This window comes from Lacimonas salitolerans, assembly GCF_042677865.1.
In the GTDB taxonomy this organism is placed as follows: Bacteria; Pseudomonadota; Alphaproteobacteria; order Rhodobacterales; family Rhodobacteraceae; genus Lutimaribacter; species Lutimaribacter salitolerans.
Window position 1 is genome coordinate 38,794 of the sequence record NZ_JBHUDD010000027.1, and the last position, 22,850, is coordinate 61,643.

Annotated in this window: 21 protein-coding genes; 10 read left to right on the forward strand and 11 right to left on the reverse strand. The window is 64.8% G+C overall.

The window, feature by feature from the left end; translation table 11 throughout:
* Positions 1 to 120: 120 nt before the first annotated feature.
* The gene (locus tag ACFTOW_RS02555; RefSeq protein ID WP_379912749.1) at positions 121 to 2,634 is read right to left on the reverse strand and encodes a hypothetical protein; all 2,514 of its coding nucleotides are present in this window, start codon (positions 2,632 to 2,634) and stop codon (positions 121 to 123) included.
* Positions 2,635 to 2,798: 164 nt separating this feature from the next.
* Between ACFTOW_RS02555 and ACFTOW_RS02560 the strand changes: the two genes are divergently transcribed.
* Entirely contained in the window at positions 2,799 to 3,482 is a 684-nt protein-coding gene (locus tag ACFTOW_RS02560; RefSeq protein ID WP_379912751.1) for an SIMPL domain-containing protein, read from the forward strand.
* A 54-nt stretch (positions 3,483 to 3,536) separates the two neighbouring features.
* Here the strand turns inward: ACFTOW_RS02560 and ACFTOW_RS02565 are convergent, their stop codons facing one another.
* Positions 3,537 to 4,829 (reverse strand): O-acetylhomoserine aminocarboxypropyltransferase/cysteine synthase family protein, encoded by a 1,293-nt coding sequence (locus tag ACFTOW_RS02565; protein WP_379912753.1) that lies wholly within the window; start codon positions 4,827 to 4,829, stop codon positions 3,537 to 3,539.
* Positions 4,830 to 4,985: 156 nt separating this feature from the next.
* Positions 4,986 to 5,990 (reverse strand): hypothetical protein, encoded by a 1,005-nt coding sequence (locus tag ACFTOW_RS02570; protein WP_379912755.1) that lies wholly within the window; start codon positions 5,988 to 5,990, stop codon positions 4,986 to 4,988.
* A 100-nt stretch (positions 5,991 to 6,090) separates the two neighbouring features.
* Between ACFTOW_RS02570 and ACFTOW_RS02575 the strand changes: the two genes are divergently transcribed.
* On the forward strand, positions 6,091 to 6,507 hold the full coding sequence (locus tag ACFTOW_RS02575; protein WP_379912757.1) for a hypothetical protein: 417 nt from the start codon (positions 6,091 to 6,093) through the stop codon (positions 6,505 to 6,507).
* 86 nt (positions 6,508 to 6,593) lie between these two features.
* Complete coding sequence (locus ACFTOW_RS02580) at positions 6,594 to 7,217, forward strand: DUF4345 domain-containing protein (RefSeq protein ID WP_379912759.1); 624 nt, start codon at positions 6,594 to 6,596, stop codon at positions 7,215 to 7,217.
* Here ACFTOW_RS02580 and hppD read toward each other — a convergent pair.
* Positions 7,201 to 8,301, reverse strand: a complete 1,101-nt coding sequence (hppD, locus tag ACFTOW_RS02585; protein ID WP_379912761.1) for a 4-hydroxyphenylpyruvate dioxygenase — start codon at positions 8,299 to 8,301, stop codon at positions 7,201 to 7,203. The two genes, ACFTOW_RS02580 and hppD, sit on opposite strands and share 17 nt — an antisense overlap.
* 147 nt (positions 8,302 to 8,448) lie before the next feature.
* On the opposite strand from hppD, the gene ACFTOW_RS02590 reads away from it, so the two are divergent.
* Positions 8,449 to 8,904, forward strand: a complete 456-nt coding sequence (locus ACFTOW_RS02590; protein ID WP_379912763.1) for an Lrp/AsnC family transcriptional regulator — start codon at positions 8,449 to 8,451, stop codon at positions 8,902 to 8,904.
* A gap of 99 nt (positions 8,905 to 9,003) precedes the next feature.
* Here the strand turns inward: ACFTOW_RS02590 and cobT are convergent, their stop codons facing one another.
* Positions 9,004 to 10,014 (reverse strand): nicotinate-nucleotide--dimethylbenzimidazole phosphoribosyltransferase, encoded by a 1,011-nt coding sequence (gene cobT / locus ACFTOW_RS02595; RefSeq protein WP_379912765.1) that lies wholly within the window; start codon positions 10,012 to 10,014, stop codon positions 9,004 to 9,006.
* Between the two features lie 73 nt (positions 10,015 to 10,087).
* Here cobT and cobS point away from each other — a divergent pair, with 73 nt between their 5' ends.
* A complete protein-coding gene (cobS, locus tag ACFTOW_RS02600) occupies positions 10,088 to 10,852 on the forward strand; it encodes an adenosylcobinamide-GDP ribazoletransferase (protein WP_379912767.1) in 765 nt (254 codons plus the stop codon).
* Between the two features lie 55 nt (positions 10,853 to 10,907).
* Here cobS and ACFTOW_RS02605 read toward each other — a convergent pair whose 3' ends face one another.
* The 5 genes from ACFTOW_RS02605 to ACFTOW_RS02625 form a co-directional block, all read right to left on the reverse strand.
* Complete coding sequence (locus tag ACFTOW_RS02605) at positions 10,908 to 11,417, reverse strand: CarD family transcriptional regulator (RefSeq protein ID WP_379912769.1); 510 nt, start codon at positions 11,415 to 11,417, stop codon at positions 10,908 to 10,910.
* Positions 11,418 to 11,707: 290 nt separating this feature from the next.
* Complete coding sequence (fdxA, locus tag ACFTOW_RS02610; RefSeq protein WP_379912771.1) at positions 11,708 to 12,046, reverse strand: ferredoxin FdxA; 339 nt, start codon at positions 12,044 to 12,046, stop codon at positions 11,708 to 11,710.
* Positions 12,047 to 12,097: 51 nt separating this feature from the next.
* On the reverse strand, positions 12,098 to 12,487 hold the full coding sequence (locus tag ACFTOW_RS02615; RefSeq protein ID WP_379912773.1) for an RNA-binding S4 domain-containing protein: 390 nt from the start codon (positions 12,485 to 12,487) through the stop codon (positions 12,098 to 12,100).
* 6 nt (positions 12,488 to 12,493) lie between these two features.
* A complete protein-coding gene (locus ACFTOW_RS02620) occupies positions 12,494 to 15,382 on the reverse strand; it encodes a helicase-related protein (RefSeq protein ID WP_379912775.1) in 2,889 nt (962 codons plus the stop codon).
* Between the two features lie 15 nt (positions 15,383 to 15,397).
* Positions 15,398 to 15,958: a tetratricopeptide repeat protein gene (locus ACFTOW_RS02625; protein ID WP_379912777.1), complete on the reverse strand. Its 561-nt coding sequence runs from the start codon at positions 15,956 to 15,958 to the stop codon at positions 15,398 to 15,400.
* 68 nt (positions 15,959 to 16,026) lie between these two features.
* Between ACFTOW_RS02625 and ACFTOW_RS02630 the strand changes: the two genes are divergently transcribed.
* Positions 16,027 to 16,317 carry an SCP2 sterol-binding domain-containing protein gene (locus ACFTOW_RS02630; protein ID WP_379912779.1) on the forward strand — a complete coding sequence of 97 codons (291 nt, stop codon included), beginning with the start codon at positions 16,027 to 16,029 and terminating at the stop codon, positions 16,315 to 16,317.
* 4 nt (positions 16,318 to 16,321) lie between these two features.
* On the forward strand, positions 16,322 to 17,287 hold the full coding sequence (locus ACFTOW_RS02635; RefSeq protein WP_379912781.1) for an alpha/beta fold hydrolase: 966 nt from the start codon (positions 16,322 to 16,324) through the stop codon (positions 17,285 to 17,287).
* Between the two features lie 6 nt (positions 17,288 to 17,293).
* On the opposite strand, the gene ACFTOW_RS02640 is transcribed toward ACFTOW_RS02635, so the two are convergent.
* Positions 17,294 to 18,124: a fumarylacetoacetate hydrolase family protein gene (locus ACFTOW_RS02640; RefSeq protein ID WP_379912783.1), complete on the reverse strand. Its 831-nt coding sequence runs from the start codon at positions 18,122 to 18,124 to the stop codon at positions 17,294 to 17,296.
* Positions 18,125 to 18,218: 94 nt separating this feature from the next.
* Here ACFTOW_RS02640 and ACFTOW_RS02645 point away from each other — a divergent pair, with 94 nt between their 5' ends.
* Genes ACFTOW_RS02645 through ACFTOW_RS02655 form a run of 3 tightly spaced genes read left to right on the forward strand, consistent with a single transcriptional unit; the run spans position 18,219 to position 22,700 of the window.
* Positions 18,219 to 19,232: a ligase-associated DNA damage response exonuclease gene (locus ACFTOW_RS02645; protein ID WP_379912785.1), complete on the forward strand. Its 1,014-nt coding sequence runs from the start codon at positions 18,219 to 18,221 to the stop codon at positions 19,230 to 19,232.
* Positions 19,229 to 20,821, forward strand: coding sequence for an ATP-dependent DNA ligase (locus ACFTOW_RS02650; protein WP_379912787.1), 1,593 nt, complete (start codon positions 19,229 to 19,231; stop codon positions 20,819 to 20,821). Before ACFTOW_RS02645 ends, ACFTOW_RS02650 begins: the two co-directional genes overlap by 4 nt.
* Before the next feature lie 58 nt (positions 20,822 to 20,879).
* A complete protein-coding gene (locus tag ACFTOW_RS02655) occupies positions 20,880 to 22,700 on the forward strand; it encodes a M3 family oligoendopeptidase (RefSeq protein WP_379912789.1) in 1,821 nt (606 codons plus the stop codon).
* Positions 22,701 to 22,850: the final 150 nt, after the last annotated feature.

Sequence of the window (22,850 nt, forward strand, 5' to 3'; positions counted from 1 at the left end):
CGATCTGGCCCGTCAGCCAACGCACACGGGGCGCAGGTCGCGCCCTATCGCAGGACCGTTAAGCAACTGGAAACAAGGATCGTCTCATGCGGAAAACTGCACAGACACGACGCGCAGTCGTTATCCGCGCGGCATGGTCAGGGTCACTGCGCGGCCACCCTTGGTGTATTGCAGCTCGGACTCGCCAATGGCGTTCACGCGCCCGCCATCCAGCCTGTCGCCGACCTGCACCTTGACATAGCGGCCATTCGACATCCGGACCAGCGCGCTGCGGTTGCTGGGCTTGCCATAAACTCCGATCAGGTTCACGCGGTTCAGTCTGATCGCGTTGCGCACCGTCGCCTCGCGCGCAACGCTTGCGCTTGACGGCACATTGGGGGCAACCGTGCGCGGCGCCACGGCGGCGGTCTGTACCGGATCGGGCGCGCGTTCGGCCCGCTGCACCACCTGGCCAAAGTCGCCCGGACGTGGGCGCGGCTTGACCGACAGCGCCACCGCCTGCGCGGTTCCGGCCACGATTGGCGCGTCCTCGGCGGCCTCCTCTTCAACCTCGTCAGCAACCTGCGCCACCTGCTCGATGACCGCGGGCCGCAGGCGCGGGCGGATTGTCGCCAGTTCGCTGCGGGTCAGCCCGCCAAGGTTGCTGCGTTCGTTCTGCTGCACCAGGTCTTCGGGCCGGGCGCGGGGTCGGATGGCGGACAGTCGGGCCTGCGCCTCATCTGCCAGCCGCGGTGTTTCCTCGAACCGCGTGGGCAGGCTGTCGGGCAGCACCGGCGGTCGACCGGCGAACACGCGCACCCCGTCAGGCGTGACCGCCCCTTCCGGCGTGGCCTGCACCATCCCGCGATCGTCCATGTCGAAATCGGTGCCGGGCGCGGCGGGAGAGGATTGCTGCTCCATCATCCGGTCGCCCAGCATGTCGCGCAACGCGGGCAAGGCCACCGCATCGCCCATGTTCACGTCCGGATCGATCGAGGCGGTGTACAGATCGTCAAGCTGGGTGAACCCGGGCATGTCGGGCTGCTGCGGGGCCATCTGCCAGATTCCCGTGGCGGCATAGCGCACTGCCGCCTGATCCGGTGTCAGGTCAAGCGGAGGTGTCGGCTGTGCCAGCACCTGCGGCACTTCGTCGGGCACATCCTCTGGCATGAAGGACGGATCAACGCTCACCAGATCAACCGGTTCGTCCTCGGCCACTGTCTCGTCGCCTTCGATCTCGGCGGGATCGACGGGCAAGGCCTCTTCGGGCAGGGTGGCGACTTCGGTTTCCGATACGGTCCACAGGCGCGACAGGCCGCCCTCTTCTGAAAAGATCGACGCCCAGGCGGCGACACCTGCCAGAAACAGCAACAGCGCCGCCGTCAGAACAAGGCCCAGATAGCGCGGTTTGCCACCGACCGCGGTCTTGGGCGGGCGCGGCGGTTTGCGCGCGCCAAAGACGGTCATGCGCTGGCGTTCGTCTTCCGTCCCGGTGACCGGATCGGCCATGACCGATTGCGCGGCGGCGGCCATCGCGGGCGGGATCGGGGCCGTCGCCACGCTTGGCGTGGGTCGTGCGGGCGGTGGGGTCTGCACATCGCTGTCGCGACGCGAAAAGAACCCGGCTTTTGCGGTCTGCATGCCCGGTTGCCTGGCTTTGTCCGCCGTCAGGCGCGGGGCCGCTTTGGGTGCTGCGGCATCCGGGGCCTCGCCTGTCACGGGCGGGGCCTCGGGCGCGGCCTCTTCCCTTATGTCGATCACCGGCGCGGTGGCGCTGACCTTGGGCGTGGGCGGCACATCGCGCGCCGCGCGGATCGAGGCGAACGAGGGTACATCCGGCGTCCCCGTCGCCACGACCAAGGGCTCGGGCGGATCGGCGGGCGTCTCCGGTTCCGGCCCCGTGTCGGCGGCCTTTTGAGGGACGGGCAGCACGTCATCCGCGTCCAGCGCCCCGACGGCCACCGGGGTGGCCTCTTCGCCCAGCGGCGTCTCGTCGGCGGTATCCGCCGCGGCGGGCGTTGTTTGCACCACTTCGGGAGGCTTTTCCGGCGCGGCTGCGGGTGTTTCGGCATCGACATCGGGCGAGGGAAGATTGGTCGGGTTCTCGGCCGTGCCGATCACGCGGATCGGCTGCATGTCGCGCACAAGGCTTTCGGTCGGGTTCAGCCATTTGCCCGACGACGGCGCAGCCCCGAAAAACGGCTCGCCGGAAAAGGCGCCATCGGGCGGGATGGCGGCAAAGCTGACAGGGTGAAACTCGTGCTCGATGGCAAAGGACTCGGCCTCGTCCAGTGTCTCATAGGCGACTGCGGCGATATGGGTGTGATCGCCGTCGCGCACCCAGTCATAGGACAGATCGCTGACCGGATAGGGCGTGGCCCCGTCCAGGGCCGTGGCCACGCGCGCCGCTGCCTCTTCATCGGACAGACCGGCGGTGTCGATGCTCAGGTATCTGATCTGCTCGTTCGGGATGACGACCTTGGACCGCATTCCGGTCGGATCAAGCCGCGCGGCGTCCGCGCGCAGTTCGCTCATCGCTTGGGCCAGATCAGGCGTATCCAGCGCAGCCGCCCCCGCGTGCAGCCACCCGCCGGGCGCGCGGTGCAAAAGGCGGATGCCTTCGAAGGACAGGACCAGGGCAAAATTCGGTTTCATTGTCGGGGGTGTAACATTTCCTGAAGCCACTGGGGAAGTCCCCCGATAACACGTTTGGACGATACAGCAGCTTGTCGCCGAGGGGAAGCACCCCGCGCGCTTCCCCCTTGCCATGCATGGCCCAAGGCGCAATCTGCACCCACTGGTAGACCGAAAGGACCCCTATGAAACGAATTCTGATCTGCGTGCTTCTGTCGCTGTCTCCGATGGTGGCATGGGCCGATGATGACGACCGCCTGCTGACCGTCACAGGCACCGGCGAAGTGGCCCGCGCCCCCGACATGGCGGTGATCCGCGTAGGCGTTGGCGCCGAGGATGCGGATGCGGCCACCGCCCTGGCCAGCACATCCGAGGCGATGACGCGCATGCAGGCGCGACTGGCCGAAGTCGGCGTCGAGCGGCGCGATATCCAGACATCCCAACTGTCGCTCGAACCGGTGTACGAGCAAACGGCCAACTCTGCCCCCCGGATAGTGGGGTTTCAGGCCACCAACGCTGTCACCGTCCGGGTGCGCGAAATCTCGGCCACGGGTGAGGTTCTGGGCGCGCTGGTCGGTGACGGGGCCAACCGGATCGACGGTGTGACATTCGCCCTGCAGGACCCGCGCGGCGTCATGGACGAAGCGCGCCGCCTTGCCATCGAGGATGCCCGACGCAAGGCTGACCTGCTGGCCGAGGCGGCAGGCGTCACGCTGGGCCCCGTGCGAGACATCCGCGAGGTCGGCGGCGACGGCCCACCACGCCCCATGATGATGTCGCGCATGGCCTCCGAGTCGATGGACGTGCCCATGGCCGAAGGCGAGGTGGGGCTGAGCGCGAGTGTCTCGGTGGTCTACGAGATCGAGTGACGAAAAAGGCGCGCCCGCGTGGCGCGCCTTTTGCCCTGCTGTGCGGCGTGGGGCTTAGCCCCCCGCCTTTGCCAGCGCCTGATCCAGATCGCGGATCAGATCGTCGGCATTCTCGATCCCGATCGAAATCCGCACCACATTGGGTGCGGCCCCGGCGGCGACCTGCTGCTCCTCGGTCAGTTGCCGGTGCGTGGTGCTGGCGGAATGGATCACCAGGCTGCGGGTGTCGCCCAGGTTGGCGACATGGCTGAACAGTTCCAGCGAATCCACGAATTTCACGCAGGCGTCATAGCCCCCCTTCAGCGCGACGGTGAACAGCCCGCCCGCCCCCTTGGGACAGATCCGCGCCACCCGGTCGTTATAGGGGGAACTGGGCAGCCCGGCGTATGTCACGCCTTCGACTGCATCATGGCCTTCCAGCCAGCCGGCGACGGTGATGGCATTCTGAACATGCCGCTCCATCCGCAGCGACAGGGTTTCGATCCCCATCAGCGTGTAATGCGCTGCCTGCGGGTTCAGGGTCATGCCCAGATCGCGCAGACCGATGGCGATGCCGTGGAAGGTGAAGGCCAACGGGCCGAATGTCTCGTGAAACTTCAGCCCGTGATAGGCGGGTTCAGGCGCCGAGAGCGACGGGAACTTGTCGGACGCCGACCAGTCGAATGTGCCTGAATCCACCACGGCACCCCCGGTAACGGTGCCATTGCCGGTCAGGAACTTGGTCATCGAATGCACCACCAGCGTGGCACCGTGTTCAATCGGGCGGCACAGGTACGGCGTGGCGCTGGTGTTGTCCACGATCAGGGGCAGGCCCGCCTTGTCCGCGATCTTGGCGATCGCATCCAGATCGGTAATATAGCCGCCCGGATTGGCGATGGATTCGCAGAAGATCGCGCGGGTGTCGTCATCGATCGCCGCCTCGATGGCGTCATAATCGTCGAAATCGACAAATTTGGCCGACCAGCCGAACCGCTTGATCGTCTGGCTGAACTGGGTGATCGAGCCACCGTACAGCCGGGTCGAGACGACGATATTCAACCCCGGACCCATCAGCGGAAACAGCGCCATGATCTGCGCCGCGTGCCCGGACGAGCAGCAGACCGCGCCCGCGCCGCCCTCAAGCGTGGCGACGCGTTCCTGCAACGCGGCCACGGTGGGGTTGGTCAGGCGCGAGTAGATGTATCCGACCTCTTGCAGGTTGAACAATGCCGCGGCGTGATCGGCGTCGCGGAACACATAGGCGGTGGTCTGGTAGATCGGCACCTGCCGCGCGCCGGTGGCGGGGTCGGGGCGTGCGCCTGCGTGGATCGCAAGCGTGTCAAAACCGTATTGCGGTTGATCGGTCATCGGGGCCTCCCATGGCTGTCATTTGCGACATCGTTACGCGATTGTCCGACCTGCGACAATCGGGCGTGGCGTGAAAGGAATTTGTGATTGCGCATAACGAATATGCGCCCGCTTCATTCCGCCTGCGCACCCCTGATCGAAACGCTGTTCCGCGGCTCAGCGCATCCAGAAGCCGTGCTTCTTGATCGTGTTGCGGATCGCCTGTTCGCGGCGCGGCAGGTTGGCCTGATCGAACAGGGCGCGCACCTTTTCGCCGCGCCCCTGGTAGATCATCCGCTTCACCGGCTCGTATTGCTTGATCACCTTCTTGACGCGGTTGGGTGCCGCCACCCCTTCCAGCGTCGCCACCACCATATCGCTTTCGCGGGCGTACAGCAGCGGCAGCATGCGGTAATGACACGACACCGAGCCGTCCAGCAGCCCCGGCGGGATCGCATCACGCCCGCCGCCAAGGGAATGGATCACCAACGGCAGCGCCACCTGATCCAGCCACGGGTCAAGCGACTGGCACACCAGTTCTGGCGGGGGGTCGTCGCGGATCGCCACGGCATAGTCGGTGAACCGCTGGCCAAATTCCACCGGGCAGCGGCCAAAGAACCAGCCCGCATTGAAATAGAGATACCGCCGCCAGTATTCATCGGGCTGCGACAGGTCCAGCGCGCTTTCGAAGTCCAGCCCGAACTTGTCATAGAGCGACTTCCAGATTTGCGTGTAGCCGGGGCCGTACAGCTCGATGGTGGGCCATGTGCCGGTCACCCGCTGCGAGGCGCCAGGCCGGTCGAAATCGAACGGCACCTTTGCCAGATCGTCCATGATCAGCGTGTCGCTGTCGAAAAATACGAAGTGTTCGCCCGCGGGCAGGGCCGTCAGCGCCTCGATCTTGTTGCCATAGGGGTAGGCATGGCCGAAATGGACGTTCTCGAACGGCACGATCTCGGCCCCCAGATGGGCGAACAGGTCCAGCACCTCGGGGTCGCGGATCGACGGATCGTTGTTCCACAGCGGGCCGGGTTGCGGGACAGCGACAAGCAGTCGGCCAGAAAAGCCCGGGCTGTTGGCGCGCAGCGACGCGGCGAACAACAGCGCCTCGTATTGCAACCGACCGGACTGCCCGACGATCACGATATTGAAGTCTTGGCTTTTCGCGCTGCCCCTGGCCATACTTGGCTGTGCCCCTTTCCCCGATTTTGCGCCAGTATAGAAAGGTTTGGCAGGGGACATAAGGGGGACAAAAGGCGATTTTGAACGAAAGGAATTGGCGATGCAGATACGTTACGGATTGGCCGGGATGGCCATGCTGTGTGCCACCGGGGCCGCCGCGCAGAATTTCACCACCGCCGCCGAGGTGCGCCCGATCCTAGAGGCGACCAAACCCAACTGGATCGCGGTGCGCAATTACGAAGGGCAGGACTGGCTGTATTTCACGCAGATCCTGTCGTGGCGGTGCGGGTTGTCGGATGTCTGGTTCTCGGTGAACGGTGCCCCCGAGGAACGGTTGGACATGGAAGCGTGCCACGAGGACACCAATGCGCCCAATACCATGCGGTCCGAGCGGCTGGAGCAGTTCCTGCGCACCTATCCGCCGGGATCGGTGGACAGCGTGGCGATCCGGCTGGTGCTGGACGACGGAACCGAGACCCGCGCCGCGTATGATCGCAAGGCGGTGGAGATACCGTGACCCCAGGAGGTGGCGGGCAGGGCTGAACCGGTCCTTGACAGGTGCCGTCGCCTTGCACGGTCCGCAACGCCGGGAAAGCTGGCTGATTGATCCATGCTATCCGCACAAACGGTCATTGCCCATGCCCACAGAGCCCGCGTGAAAGCGCATCTGCCATATCGCGCGCTCTGGGCCTGCTCCGGCTTGTCCTGTTGCTGTTCGGGGCGGGCGTCACGCTATCGGGCATCGACACGGCGTTTGGCGGTATCGCAACCCTTGGCTGGCGGGGTCCGCCGGATTTCTTCAGCGTAACCAATACGGAAGCCTTTGCGGTCCGCGACAACCATGTCCGGTTCCTTGCTGGCATCTGGCTTGGGATGGGGCTGATTCTTGGGGTGGCAGCGTTCCAGTTGGCCCGCTTGCAAAGCGTCGTGGTGGCTTTCCCAGCGATGATCTTCGTTGGCGGCCTTCTGCGCCTGAAACAGGACGACCGCGCCGTCCTGCTCTCGCCAAGGCTGCTTCCTGCGCTGGTGGTCGAACCGGTGGTGTGTCCACTCGTGGCGCTTTGGGTCTTGTCGAGCGCAAGGCCAAAGACTGCTGACAGCCAAGGCGCAAAAAGACCGGCGGCGGTAACCGGGCCGGATGCCTGCACGAAAAACCCGGACCGCCACGCGGCCCGGGTGTCTACCGTCGGAAAACACAGGCCCAAGGGCCTTATTCGGCGGCCTTGATCTCGCCGCTGTCGATCTGCTCCTGCTCGATCGACTCGAACAGCGCCTTGAAGTTCCCCTCGCCAAAGCCGTCATCGCCCTTGCGCTGGATGAACTCGAAAAAGATCGGCCCGATCACGGTTTTCGAGAATATCTGCAGCAGGATGCGGGTTTCGCCGCCATCCACCACGCCCTCGCCGTCGATCAGGATGCCGTGCCGCTTCATGCGGTCGATGGGCTCTTCATGGCCGGTCACGCGCGTCTTGCTGAGGTCGTAATAGGCGTCGGGCGGCGCGGGCATGAAGCGGATGCCGCGTTCGGAAATCGCATCGGTGCTGTCATAGATGTTTTCGCTGCCCACGGCGATGTGCTGGATGCCTTCGCCGTTGTACTTCTTGAGATACGCAACGATCTGCCCGGTCTCTCCACGATCCTCGTTGATCGGGATGCGGATACGGCCGCAGGGCGAGGTCAGCGCGCGCGAGAACAGGCCGGTGAACTTGCCCTCGATGTCAAAGAACCGGATTTCGCGGAAGTTGAACAGCTTTTCATAGAACCGGAACCACTTGTCCATGTTGCCCTTGAACACGTTGTGGGTCAGGTGATCGAGGTAGTAGAAGCCAACGCCCTTGGGCTTGGATTGCGCGACCCAGTCGAATTCCCAGTTGTAGGGTGAGGTGTCCCAGTACTGATCCGTGAAATAGATCAGGCTGCCGCCGATGCCCTTGATCGCGGGCCAGTCCACGGTCTTGTCGTCGCCTTCATAGGGCTCTGCGCCATTCTTGACGGCGTGTTCAAAGGCGTGCTGCGCGTCGCGCACACGCCAGGCCATTGCCGGAGCGCAGGGGCCGTGCTCGTCCACGAATTTCGCGGCAAAGCTGTCGGGATCGGCGTTCAGCACATAGGTGATGTCACCCTGCTGCCACAGTTCCACCAGCGGCTTCTGCTTGTGCTTTGCAACCAGCGCGTAGCCCATGCTGGCAAACAGGTCGCGCAGCTTTTGCGGCTCGGGGTGGGCGAATTCGACGAACTCGAACCCGTCGGTCCCGGCGGGATTCTCGGCGGTGATTTCGGCGCGCGGGGCGTCATGCGGGAACGGACCCATGGGCGTCTCCTTGTTGTCTGTTTCTGTTCGCGTATATCGTCATCATAACAGCATGAAACTGCTCAATCTGCGCATTCTTTGACCATCCAGCCGCTCGACATGCGGGAACTTCACGATACTGTCGCAAGAAACGCGGAGATTACGCAGATGCTGGACGAGACTGACAAAAAGCTTCTGGCCGCCCTTCAGGCAGACGCGCATTTGACGGCGCAAGAGCTGGGCGAGCTTCTGAACCTGTCACCCAGCCAGGCCGGACGCAGGCGGCAGCGGCTGGAGGCAGAGGGCTATATCCAGTCCTATTCCGCACGGCTGAACCCCGAACGCATCGGGCTGGCGGTGCAGGCCTTCGTGCAGGTGCAACTGGCCACTCACGGCCCCGAGCAATCGCGCAGCTTTGCGCGGCTGGTCGCCACCAGCCCCGAGGTCACGTCGGCCTGGACCCTGACCGGCGATGCCGATTACCTGCTGCGCGTCTATTGCGAGGATCTGGGCGCGCTGAACCGGCTGATCCACGAACGCCTGTTGCCGCATCCGTCGGTGGCGCGGGTGCAAAGCCAGATCGTCATGGATCAGTTCAAGCAGGACGCCCCCCTGCCCACCTGATCCCGAAAAAGGGCCCGCCACGCGCAAGAGGTTCTGTATCGGCCCTCGGACTACCTGCTGGTTGCGGTGATCGCCCTGCCGCTGGCGGCGCGGGGCTGATCAGCCGTCGCTGACGCCCGCCTCGGCAAAGGTGGCCATGCCCGAATGGCACGCCACCGCACCCTGTACCACACCGATGGCCAGCGCCGCGCCCGAGCCTTCGCCAAGGCGCAGGCCCAACGACAACAGCGGCACCTTGCCCAGACGGTCCAGCAGGCAGGCGTGGCCCGGCTCTTCGCTCACATGCCCGGCAAGGCAATGGTCCAGCGCGCCCGGCGCCTCGGCGTCAAGACAGGCGGCGGCGGCGGTGCAGATGAACCCGTCCAGCAGCACGGGGATGCGCAGGTGGCGCGCGCGCAGGATCGCGCCCGCCATAGCGGCCAGTTCGCGCCCGCCAAGGCTGCGCAGCACCTCGATCCCCCTGGCATCGGCATGGCGCGCGACGGCCTCGCCCACCACGCGGGCCTTGGTGATCAGCCCGGCATCGTCCAACCCCGTGCCGCGCCCCACCCATTCTCCGGGTGTGCCGCCGCAAAGCGCGTGGGCGATCGCGGCGGCGGCTGTGGTGTTGCCGATGCCCATTTCCCCCGTCACCAGAAGGTCGGCGCCGGGGTCCACCGCATCCCAGCCAGATGCAAATGCGCGCAGAAACCCGGCCTCGTCCATTGCCGCGCCTTGGGTGAAATCCGCCGTGGGCTGGTCCAGCTCCAGCGCATGCACGTCCATCCTTGCACCAAACACGCGCGACAACTGGTTGATCGCCGCGCCGCCGGCCAGAAAATTCGCCACCATCTGCGCCGTCACCTGCGGGGGAAAGGCGCTGATTCCCTGTGCGGTGACCCCGTGATTGCCGGCAAAGATCACCACCTGCGGCGTATCTGCATGGGGCCTGTCGGTCCGCTGCCAGCCCGCCATCCAGACCGCCACATCCTCAAGCCGGCCAAGCGCGCCGGGGGGTTTGGTCAACTGCCCGTTGCGGGCCTGCGCGGCCTTGACAGAGGGTCCATCACTGTACGGCAGACCGGACAGAAGGCTGCGGATGTCGGCAAGGGATCGGGGGGACTGGGACATGGGATCGCTCGTTGATTGTTGGCCTGCCCCGGTGTTTAACCGCCATGCCGCAACACACAACCCTGGAAGTCCCATGCCAGCGCCCGATACCGACACCGCCCTGATCCGGACCGGCGACATCGCGGCGGCCATCGGGTTGCTGACACGGCTGCCGGTGCGCGTCTCGGACGCTGCCGCCGCGCGCAGGGCGCAGGCGGCATGGGCCTATCCGTTGGCGGGCCTGGTGGTGGCCTGTCTGGGCGGGGCCGTGGGCTGGGCCGCACTGGCGCTGGGGGTGGCACCCTGGCTGGCGGCCGGGCTGACCCTTGGCACGATGATCGCCGCGACGGGCGCGCTGCACGAGGACGGTCTGGCCGATTGCGCCGACGGGTTCTGGGGCGGATGGACGCGCGACCGGCGGCTTGAGATCATGAAGGACAGCCACATCGGCACCTATGGCGTGCTGGCGCTGGTGCTGGGCACGGGTCTGCGCTGGGGCGCGCTGACGCTGTTGTTCGAGCAGGGCGCGGTTGTGGCCCCGCTGATCGCGGCGGCGATGCTGTCGCGTGCCGCAATGCCCGCGGTGATGCGCACGCTGCCCCATGCGCGCGCCACCGGCCTGTCGCATCATGTGGGCCGACCGCAGGCCGGGACGGTGATCTTGGGCGGGCTGCTGGCGCTGGTTGCCGCGATCCTGTTGCTGGGTGCCGCCGCGCCGGGGGCCTTGGTGATGGCCGCATGTGCCGCCGCGGCGATGGGCATGGTGGCCCGGGCACGGATCGGTGGGCAGACCGGCGATGTTCTGGGGGCCACGCAACAGGTCTGCGAAATCGCGGTTCTGCTGCTGCTGAGCGCATGAAAAAACCGCACCATTTCAAATGGCGCGGCTTCTTCTTTTTTCGGCAAGGATCGCCTCAGGCGGCGCGCGACACCAGCGCGTCATCCACCTGCTTGGCGGCATCCACCTCGCCGCTGCCGGATACGGCGGCGACTTCGCGGGTCAGACGCTCCAGTGCGGCTTCGTACAGCTGCCGCTCGGAATAGCTCTGCTCGCGCTGATCGTCGGTGCGGTGCAGGTCGCGCACCACTTCGGCGATCGCGATCAGATCACCGGAATTGATCTTCTGCTCGTATTCCTGCGCCCGACGCGACCACATGGCCTTTTTCACCTTGGCCTTGCCCTTGAGGGTCTTCATCGCATGTGCGACCACATCGGGGCTGGACAGGCTGCGCATGCCGATCTCGGTCGCCTTGTGGGTGGGCACCCGCAGGGTCATCTTGTCCTTGTCAAAGGACACGACGAACAGTTCCAGCGCGATACCCGCGATCTCCTGCTCCTCGATCGAGATGATCTGTCCAACTCCATGGGCCGGGTAGACCACATAGTCGTTGGGGCTAAATTCGGATTTCTTGGATTTACTCATTCAGTCCTTCCTTGCAGGCAGCCGCATGTCTTGCGGCGACAGCATAAGCGGCGTGACCCCTGTTGGCCCCGTCGCGCAGAGTGCGTTGTCATAAGATAAAACCGGGTGGCAGCATCCGGCGTGATGTCATGTGCGTGGTGTCATATTGTTGTGACTTTACCACAAAAACAGGGCCATGGCAAAAGCTACGTTCGGTCGCGCAATATCCTGCCCCTGCCGGCGCAGGTCAGGCTAAACATGCATTGCCGCCAAGACTTTTTGCTGCGCCGGCTTCTGATCGCGCATGACGCTCAGCCGCCTTCGCCCGGTGCCTCCGAGAAATATTTCTCAAGCTTGCCGGCTTCGCCATCACGCTCTTCCGATTCGGGAAGCGGGTCTTTCTTGGTGATGATGACCGGCCACATCTCCGAGTATTTTCGGTTGAACTCGACCCATTTTTCCATGTCCGGCTCGGTATCCGGGCGGATCGCATCTGCGGGGCATTCGGGTTCACACACGCCGCAATCGATACATTCGTCAGGATGGATCACCAGCATGTTCTCGCCCTCGTAGAAACAATCCACGGGGCACACCTCGACACAGTCGGTGTACTTGCAGGCGATGCAGTTATCGATGACGACGTAAGTCATGGGCAGATCTCATCCATAGGGTTGCAAGGTGACCTAGACCAGCCGCCCCTATCATTCAAGCACCCTGCGCCGGGCTTCGTCGATCTTTCTGCGGTCACGCTTGGTCGGGCGGCCGCCATCGCGGTGCGCGTTATCATAGCTGGGGGCTTTTGCCGGGGCCTCGGGCTCGGGCTCTGTCAGGTCGTCATACAGCGTCTGCGCCTCGGTCGCGGGGCCACGGCGCACCCCGGGGGCCAGGATGCGCACGACGAACACGCGCTCGGCCTTGGCCAGGGTCAGCACGTCGCCCGGCCCCACCTTTTGCGCGGGTTTCGACGCCTTGTCGGCATTCACCCGCACATGACCCGCGCCCACCATGTCAGCGGCGACCCCGCGCGATTTGGCAAACCGCGCGTGGTACAGCCATTTGTCCAGACGGATGCGGGCCGCATCGTCCGACAAGGCGGATCAGCCCTTGTCCTTGAGGCCCATGAGCGCGGCGGCAAAGGGGTTGTCGGGGTCGATCCGGTCGGATTTGCGCGGCGCCGAGCTGAACGTCTTTGGCCCCTCTTCGCGGCGCGGCCCCTTGCCCTTTGGCGGCTTGCCACGGCCTTTCTGGCCCGGTTTGCCGCCGTCCTTGCCGGGGCGGTCGCCCTTGGCCTGCCGATCACCCTGCCCCTGACGCGGGCTGTCGGGGCGTTTGCCACCGCGCGGGCGCGGCGCCCAGGCGAAGGTATAGAACACCTCGATCTCGGGGGCCTCGGCGGCCATGTCGGGCGCAGTGCCCACTGGCACCTCGCCCTCGGACACCTCGGGAATGTCGGCGGGCACTTCGGTCTCGGCGGGCAGGTCTTCGGCCACGGGGGCGATGCCGTCATCCGGGATCGCGGCAACCGCATCCGCAGGCGTCTCGGCCACGGGTGCCTCGGCGGCATCGGCTGCCAGATCGGGCGCGTCGGCCATGGCCACATCCACCGGCTTGACCTTTTCACGCTCGCCGCGCTCGGCCTTGTAGCCGAGCCCCTGCATCAGATCGGCGAACTGTTCCAGCGTCATGCCTGTGATCGACAGCATGTCAGGCGTCGCCTCGAATCCGGCGCGGCTGTCCTGTGCGCGCAGCATGTCGGCCAGACGTTCCAGCATGTCGATACGGATCGAGCGTTCGCCCGCCGCGCGGTAGCCTGCCATCGGGGCATAGCCATCGGGGGCGTGGGCATCGGTGGGCACGGTGACCAGACCGGGCGGCGGCGCCTCGGGGAAGGTATCCAGCCCCTTGGCCAGCGACCACAGCACCAGCCGCAGCCGCGTCGGCGCGGGTTTCAGCAGCAGCGGCAGAAAGATCGTGAACTGCCCGAACCGCAGACCATGCTTGCGCAGCGCGCCGCGCGCCTCCTGATCCAGCGCCTTGACCTCGTCGGCCACCTGCGCGCGCGGCAGCACGCCCAGATTCTCGACCATGCGAAAGGCAAATCCACGCGCCAGACCGTTCAGCGTCTCGTCGCGTGACAGCGCCAGCAGCGGCTCGAACAGGTTGGCGATCTTGCGGTCCACAAAGTGCTGCAACCGGCGCTCGACCTTCTGCTTCACATCCGGCCCGGCCTCGTCATCGACAAAGGCGCTGACCTGCGGTTTCAGCGGATCGGCTCCGGCCACCAGCTTGCCCACCGCCTGCTCGCCCCACATCAGGCCGCCCTGCTCGGTGTAATCAATTTCGGTATCGGGCGCGTTGTAGAACCGGTCGGCGCGCAGATGGAAATGCGGCACCAGTGCCTGCACCGACGCGCTGCGCAGCGTCTTGGCCTCTTGTCCCGTGGCGTCCTTGTCCTGACGGAACCGGAACCCCTCCAGCCGACCGACGAATTCGCCTTCGACGGTCACTTCACCCTTGTCGTTCACCTCGGCCAAAAGGGCCTCCTTTTGCTTGAGCCGCCGCAACAGCACGCTGGTGCGCCGATCCACAAATCTTTGCGTCAGACGCGCATGGAGCGCATCCGACAGGCGATCTTCTACCGCGCGCGTCTCGTCACGCCAATGGCTTTCGTCACTTACCCAGCCCCTGCGCTGCGCCACATACGTCCATGTGCGGATATATGCCAATCGTTTGGACAACGCATCTATATCACCATCCGGCCGGTCGATCCGCTGAATCTGTCGCCCCAGCCAGTCATCCGGCACCCGTCCGCTTTCATGCAGGAAACCAAAGATCCGTTCCAGAAGCCCCGCATGTTCCGCATGGCTGATGCCGCGAAAGTCGGGAATCCGGCACACATCCCACAGCAACCGGACCGAGGCGACATCCGACGCCCGCGCCGCCACCTCGGCCTGATCCGACAACGTCTTGAGCGCCAGCAGGTCGTCGCTGTCGCGGGTGCGCAGCAGCAATTCGTCCTGCGGGTTCTGCTCCAGCGAGGCGATGAGGCTGTCAGGCGAGGCATAGTTCAGCGCAGCGTTGCGCCATTGCAGCTTGCGGATCGGGGTAAAGCGGTGGTCGCAGATCGCCTGCGCCACGCCATCGTCCAGCGGCGAGGCCTCGCCGGTCACGCCGAAGGTGCCATCGGACATGCCCCGGCCCGCACGGCCCGCGATCTGCGCCAGTTCGTTGGGGGCAAGGGGTCGCATACGCCGGCCGTCAAACTTGGACAACGCGGAAAAGGCGACATGGTTGATATCCAGATTCAGGCCCATGCCGATGGCGTCGGTCGCCACCAGGTAATCGACCTCGCCATTCTGGTACAACTCCACCTGCGCGTTGCGTGTGCGCGGGCTCAGCGCGCCCATGACCACCGCCGCACCGCCCTTCTGACGGCGCAACAGCTCGGCGATGGCATATACATTCTCAACCGAAAACCCCACGATCGCGCTGCGTGCCTGCATCCGGCTTATCTTTTTCGAACCTGTGTAGGAAAGCTGCGACATCCGCTCGCGGCGCATGAACTGCGTCTCGGGGACCAGCGCCGCGATGGTCTGGCGCATGGTATCAGACCCCAGAAACACGGTTTCCAGCAGGCCGCGCGACCGCAGCAGACGGTCGGTGAACACGTGCCCGCGCTCGGGATCGGCGCAAAGCTGGATCTCGTCGATGGCCAGAAAATCGCAGCCCATGCCCTCGGGCATCGCCTCGACCGTGCAGACCCAATATTGGGTGCGGTCGGGCACGATCCTCTCTTCTCCGGTGACCAGCGCGACCACCGACGGGCCGCGCGCCGCCACGATCTTGTCGTAGACCTCGCGCGCCAGCAGCCGAAGGGGCAGACCGATGATGCCTGTGCGATACCCCAGCATGCGGTCGATCGCATAATGGGTCTTGCCCGTATTCGTCGGCCCGAGGACCGCCGTGATGCGCGCGTTCTGGGCCATGCTGCCCCCCGCCTGTCAGAGTTCGCGGCCCTCGACCCGGTCTTTCAGCCGTTCGCGTGCCACCTTGGCCTCGTCGTAATGCGGGTGCATCGTCAGGACAAGCGCATAGGTCTCGTAGGCCAGTGCGGGATTGTCCAACTGCTCGAACACGGTGCCCAACCCGTAAAGTGCATCGAAATGATGCGGGTTGAGCGTCAACGCCTGTTCCAGATCGGCCAGCGCCGGGCCTGCCATGCCTTCGCCGAAATAGGCCTGAGCGCGACCGTGATAGGCCTCGGCGAAATCCGGCGCATGGTCGATGACCGCGCTGAAATGTTCGATCGCGGCTTCCGCTTCGCCACGTTCCAGCGCGTCCTTGCCCCGTTGCAGCAGCAGATCCATCGAATCGGACCCGCTTTGCGACCATTTCATCCTGATCTCGCGGGTGATGGATTTCGAATCGGTCGCCTCGGACTGTTGCAGCCGCTCGTACAGCGGGCGCAGATCGGCCTGCTGCGCCAACCCCGGTAGGGAAAACGTGACTGTCAGCAAACCTGCCGCGACGATATGTTTGAGGTTGATACGGTGCATGCTCATAACACATACAAGTTTAACGCACCGCGGGCCCAAAACCAGCCCCGGTCGATCAAAAAGGGATGATGACCATGAGCGATGTGATCGATGCAGCCGTTGCGGCGCTGAACGAAAAACTGTCAGGTGCCGAATTTGACGGCAAAGCGAAGTTCGTGATCGAGGGCGAAGGCGCGGTGATGATGGATTCGGCAGGCGCGCGCGCCGGCGATGACGAGGCCGATGTGACCCTGACCGCAGACGTCGACACCTTCCAGTCGATCCTGTCGGGCGAGATGAACCCGACCGGGGCCTTCATGTCGGGCAAGCTGGCTGTCGACGGCGACATGGGCATGGCGATGAAACTCGGCTCGGTCCTGAGCTGAGGCGATGGAGCGCGCACCGTTTTTCGACGATCTGGCCGAAGGGCCGGACAACGGTGCCGCCTACTGGCTGCGGGCCGATGATGGCGTGCGGCTGCGCATCGGTGTCTGGCCGCAGGCGGATGCGCGGGGCACGGCCATCATCTTTCCCGGACGCACCGAATATGCCGAGAAATATGGCCGCGCCGCCGCCGATCTGGCAGCGCGCGGCTATGCCACGCTGGCGATCGACTGGCGCGGGCAGGGTCTGGCCGACCGATTGTTGCCGGATCGTGCCATCGGTCATGTCGAGGATTTTGCCGACTACCAACGCGATGTGGCAGCGGTGATCGCGGCGGCCCATGCGCTGGACCTGCCCCGCCCCTGGCACTTGATCGCGCATTCGCTGGGCGGTTGCATCGGTTTGCGCGCGGTGATGTCGGGCCTGCCGGTGCAATCATGCGTCTTTTCCGCCCCGATGTGGGGCATCACCCTTGCCCCCGCCACGCGGCCCGCAGCCTGGGCGCTGGGGTGGAGCGCCGCGCGCCTGAAACTGGGGCGCAGCATGGCCCCCGGCACCAGCCCCGTGCACCTTGTTCTGGGCGAACCGTTCGAGGGCAATCCCCTGACCACGGATCGTGACATGTTCGACTATATGCGCAGTCATCTGGTGATGCAGCCGGACCTGAGCCTTGGCGGCCCGTCCATCCATTGGGTGCACAAGGCGCTGGTGGAAATGCGCGCGCTGGCGCGACTGCCATCGCCATCCCTGCCCTGCCTGACTTTCCTTGGCACGGCGGAAAAGATCGTCGATCCCGGTCGCATCGATGCCCGCATGGCCGCGTGGCCCGGCGGCAGCCTGCAGATGGTCGCAGGCGCCGAGCACGAGGTTCTGATGGAGACCCCCGCAATCCGCGCCCTTGCCTTTGACCAGGCCACCGCGCTGTTCGATGCCAGCGCCGATGGCCCGGTGAACCGCGCGCGGATCGGCTAGGCGCTCTCAGGCGTCGCGCTGTATTTCTTGGCGCTGCGCGCCAAGACGTTCGATCCTGGCCTCCATGATATCGCCTTCCTTCAGGAATTTCTGCGGCTTGTGGCCCATGCCGACGCCGGGCGGCGTTCCGGTGGCGATCACATCCCCGGGATGCAGGGTCATGATCTGGCTCAGATGCGAAATGATCTGCGGCACGTTGAAGATCATGTAGGACGTGTTGCCGGTCTGCATGGCCGTGCCGTTCACCTCAAGCGACATGGCAAGGTTGTGCACATCGCCCACTTCGTCCGGCGTCACCAGCCAGGGGCCGATCGGCGCAAAGGTGTCGCAACTTTTGCCCTTGGTCCACTGCCCGCCCATTTCCAGCTGGAATTCCCGCTCGGACACGTCGTTGACGATGGTAAAGCCCGCGACATGATCCATCGCCTCTGCTTCGGTCACGTACTTGGTACGCTTGCCGATGACGATGCCCAGTTCGACCTCCCAATCCGCCTTTTTCGAACTGCGCGGCAGGATCACCGGATCGAAGGGGCCGTTGATCGCGCTGTTGGCCTTCAGGAACACGATGGGCATTTCAGGTGGTTCGGCGTTCAGCTCGGCGGCGTGATCGCTGAAGTTCAGGCCGATCGCCACCAGCTTGCCGATGCCGCCCACGGGCACGCCAAGACGCGGGTTGCCCTCGACCAGCGGCAGGGTCTCGGGATCGACGCGGGGCAGATCGGCCAGCACATCGCCCGCCAGATCACCCACCACGCCCGACAGGTCGCGCAAGCCCCCCTGCGCATCCAGAATCCCCGGTTTCTCTGCCCCGTCAGCCCCATAGCGCACGAATTTCATGTCATTTCTCCTGCAAGTTTCCGCGCCACCCTAGCCACACCGCCGGAAAGGGCAAGCACTGGCGCGGCGCTTGCCTTGCCCTATGATGGTGGGTATGGCCGAAAAGCAGGTTCTGGAATTTACGGACAGGGGCGTCTATTGCCCGGCGGGCGATTTTTACATCGACCCGTGGCGCCCGGTGGCGCGCGCGCTGATCACCCACGCCCATGCCGATCATTCACGCCCCGGGCATGGCGCCTATCTGGCGACCCATGGCAGCCTGCCGGTGATGCGCCACCGGTTGGGCGGCATCACGGCCGAGGGTGTGGGGTATGGCGAGGTGCGCAGGATCGGTGATGCATCGGTCAGCTTTCATCCCGCAGGCCATGTGCCCGGATCGGCGCAGATCCGGGTTGAGGTGGACGGCCAGGTCTGGGTCGTTTCAGGCGATTACAAGCTGGGCGATGACGGGCTGTGCGACCCGTTCGAGCCGGTGCGCTGCCACGCCTTCATCACCGAATGCACCTTTGGTCTGCCGGTGTTCCGCTGGCGCCCGCAGGCCGAGGTGGCGCAGGACATCCTGCACTGGTGGCAGAGCAACGCCGCCGAGGGACGCGCCAGCCTCCTGGGGGCCTATTCGCTGGGCAAGGCGCAGCGTCTGCTGCACATGCTGCGCGACCGGCCCGGCCCGATCCTCACCCACGCAGCGGTCGAGAACGTGAACGAGGTGCTGCGTGCCCAAGGCCTGCCGCTGCCTGATACTGTCCGCGTCACACCCGATCTGGACGCCAAGGCATATCCCGGCGCGTTGGTGGTCGCGCCGCCGTCGGCCTTTGGCAGCACCTGGGCGCGGCGGTTCGGCCCGGCCAGCACCGGCTTTGCCAGCGGCTGGATGCAGTTGCGCGGGGTGCGGCGGCGGCGCGCGATGGATCGCGGCTTTGTCGTGTCGGATCATGCGGACTGGCCTGAACTGCACCGGGCCATCACTGATACCGGTGCGGAAAGCATATATGTAACACATGGTTACACCGACATCTTCGCGCGTCACTTGAATGAGCAGGGCTACAGCGCGCTGGTCGTGCCAACGGAATTCGGCACTGACGAAGATGCGAGCGAGGATGCGGCATGAAACGCTTTGCCGCGCTGTTCACCCAGATCGACCAGACCACGAAAACATCACTCAAAACCAATGTGTTGCGCACCTATTTTGAGACGGCCCCGGAAAACGACAAGCTGTGGACTGTGGCGCTGCTGTCAGGCCGTCGTCCAAAACGCGCCGTCACCACCACACGCCTGCGCGAATGGGCGGCCGAGCGTGCCGGGATCCCCCTGTGGCTGTTCGAGGACACCTATGCCATCGTCGGTGATCTGGCCGAAACCATCGCACTAGTCCTGCCCCCGCCCGCCCGTGCTGACGACCCCAGCCTGACCGACACCATCACCCGTCTGCGCGCGCTGACGCATCTGGAGGAACCCGCGCGCAAGCCGGTCATTCTGGACCTGTGGGACGGGCTGGACCCGTCGCAGCGACTGGTGTTCAACAAGCTGCTGACCGGCGGTTTCCGCATCGGTGTCAGCCAGAAGCTGATGACCCGTGCGCTGGCGCAGGCGGTGGACAAAGACGAGGCCGAGATTGCCCACCGCCTGATGGGCGACTGGACCCCTGACAGCACCACCTGGCACAGCCTGATCATCGCGCGCGACGCCAGCGCCGATCTGTCCCGGCCCTATCCCTTTGCGCTGGCGCATCAGGTGGATGACACGCCCGACACTCTGGGCCCGATCACAGACTGGCAGGCGGAATGGAAATGGGACGGCATCCGCGGCCAGTTGATCCTGCGTGAGGGCCAGCATTTCACCTGGTCGCGTGGCGAGGAGCTGATGACCGACCGCTTTCCCGAACTGGCGCGCGCCACCGACTACCTGCCCCCGGGCACCGTGCTGGATGGCGAGATTGTCGCATGGGACGGCACCGCGCCCCTGCCCTTCAACGCGCTGCAAAAACGCATCGGGCGCAAGACAGTGCCGAAGAAGCTACTGGCCGAGGCGCCGGTGATACTGCTGGCCTATGATCTGCTGGAACACGGCGGGGACGACATCCGCAACCAACCGCTTGTCACCCGCCGTGCGGCGCTGGACGCGTTGCTGGCCAACCTGCCCGATGATGCGCCGATCCGCCCCTCGCCCCTGATCGACGCCGCCACATGGGGTGACCTGGCGCAGGTCCGCGCCAGCGCCCGCGAAAACCGGGCCGAGGGGCTGATGCTGAAACGCCTTGCCAGCCCCTATTTCGTGGGCCGCAGACGCGGCGACTGGTGGAAATGGAAACTGGACCCGCTGACCATCGACGCGGTGATGATCTATGCCCAGTCAGGCCACGGGCGGCGCGCCAACCTGTTTACCGATTTCACCTTTGCCGTGCGCGATGGCGACGCGCTGGTGCCCTTCACCAAGGCCTATTCCGGCCTGACCGACGCCGAGTTTCGCCAGATCACCGCATGGGTGCGCAAGAACACGCTGCAACGCTTTGGCCCGGTGCGGCAGGTGACGCCGCATCACGTGTTCGAAATCGCCTTCGAGGGCATCCAGCGCAGTCCGCGCCACAAATCGGGTGTGGCGCTGCGGTTTCCGCGCATGGCGCGCTGGCGGCAGGACATGGCGATTGACGACGCCGACACGCTGGACCACCTGCACGAACTGCTGGATACCTACGGCTAGGGTTGAGGGTCGGCCCCGCCAGCCATATGTGTGGAGCAACAAACAAAAGGATTGCCCCATGTTCCACCTGCCCCTGCCCGTCTTTGACGCCAACACCAATTCCGGCCCCGGCGGCCTGGGCGATCTGCCCGAATGGGATCTGACCGATCTCTACCAGTCCGAGGATGACCCGAAACTGGCCCGCGACCTGGAATGGCTGGAGCAGGAATGCGCCGCCTTTGCTGCTGATTACGAGAGCAAGCTGGCCGATCTGGACGCCGAGGGGCTGCTGACCTGCGTGCACCGCAACGAGGCGATCAGCGCCATTGCCGGGCGCATCATGTCCTTTGCGGGCCTGCGCTATTACCAGATGACCATCGATGCGGGTCGCGCGAAATTCCTGTCGGACGCGCAGGAAAAGATCACCAACTTCACCACGCCGCTGGTGTTCTTCACGCTGGAACTGAACCGCATCGACGACGCGCATCTGGATGCGATGCTGGACGCCAACGCCGATCTGGGCCGCTATCGGGCCGTGTTCGACCGTATTCGCGCGATGAAACCGTTTCAGTTGTCCGACGAGATGGAGAAATTCCTGCACGATCTGGGTGTCGTGGGCGACGCTTGGGAAAAGCTGTTCGACGAAACCATCGCAGGCATGGGGTTCGAGGTGGATGGCGAACCGCTGGGGATCGAGGGCACGCTGAACCTGCTGACCGACCATGACCGCGCCAAACGCGAATCCGCCGCGCGCGAACTGGGGCGCGTTTTCCAGACAAATATCAAGACCTTCGCCCGTGTGCACAACACGCAGACCAAGGAAAAAGAGGTGATGGACCGCTGGCGCGGAATGCCCACGGCACAGACCGGGCGGCATCTGTCCAACGATGTCGAACCCGAGGTGGTCGAGGCACTGCGCAACGCGGTGGTCGAGGCCTATCCGCGCCTTTCGCATCGTTACTACGCGCTCAAGGCAAAATGGCTGGGGCTGAACCGCATGCAGGTCTGGGACCGCAACGCGCCCCTGCCGATGGACGCGCCCAAGACCGTCGGCTGGGACGAGGCCCGCGCCATTGTTACCGAAGCCTACGAGGGGTTCGATCCGCGCATGGCGGACTTGGCCGAGCCGTTCTTTACAAAGGGCTGGATCGACGCGGGCGTGAAACCGGGCAAGGCACCCGGTGCCTTTGCCCACCCGACCGTGACCGACGTGCACCCGTATGTGATGCTCAACTACCTGGGCAAACCGCGCGATGTGATGACACTGGCGCATGAGCTGGGGCATGGCGTGCATCAACGGCTTGCTGCGGGTCAGGGGGAAATGCTGTCGTCAACGCCGCTGACCCTGGCCGAAACCGCCAGCGTGTTCGGCGAGATGCTGACATTCCGCAAGATGTTGGAAAAAGCCAAAACTCAACAGGAACGCAAGGTTCTTTTGGCCGGAAAAGTTGAGGATATGATAATCACGGTCGTGCGCCAGATCGCATTCTATGACTTTGAATGCAAGCTGCACGCCGCTCGCAGGCTGGGTGAACTGACCCCCGACGACATCAATGACATCTGGATGAGCGTGCAGGGCGAGAGCCTTGGTCCGGTGTTCGATTTCATGGACGGGTATGAAACTTTCTGGGCCTATATCCCGCATTTCGTCCACTCGCCCTTTTACGTCTATGCCTATGCCTTTGGCGACGGGCTGGTGAACGCCCTCTATGCCGTCTACGAGGAACAACCCGAGGGATTTCAGGAGAAATACTTCGACATGCTCAAGGCTGGCGGGTCCAAGCACCACAAGGAACTGCTGGCCCCCTTCGGACTGGATGCGTCCGATCCGGCGTTCTGGGACAAGGGGCTTGGCATGATCGAAAGCATGATCGACGAGCTGGAAGCGATGGAGGGATAAGCGCCAGCGCCGCGCTTCTGGCGCTGCGCGCGCCCTTTGCTGCGCATCCGCTTTGGTGCCACGCGCTGGCAGGGGCTCTATAGATCAATCATCAGGCTCGATATGGGTTAAGTGATCACTATTCGCAGAAAAAAGCGCGCCGCCCGAAAA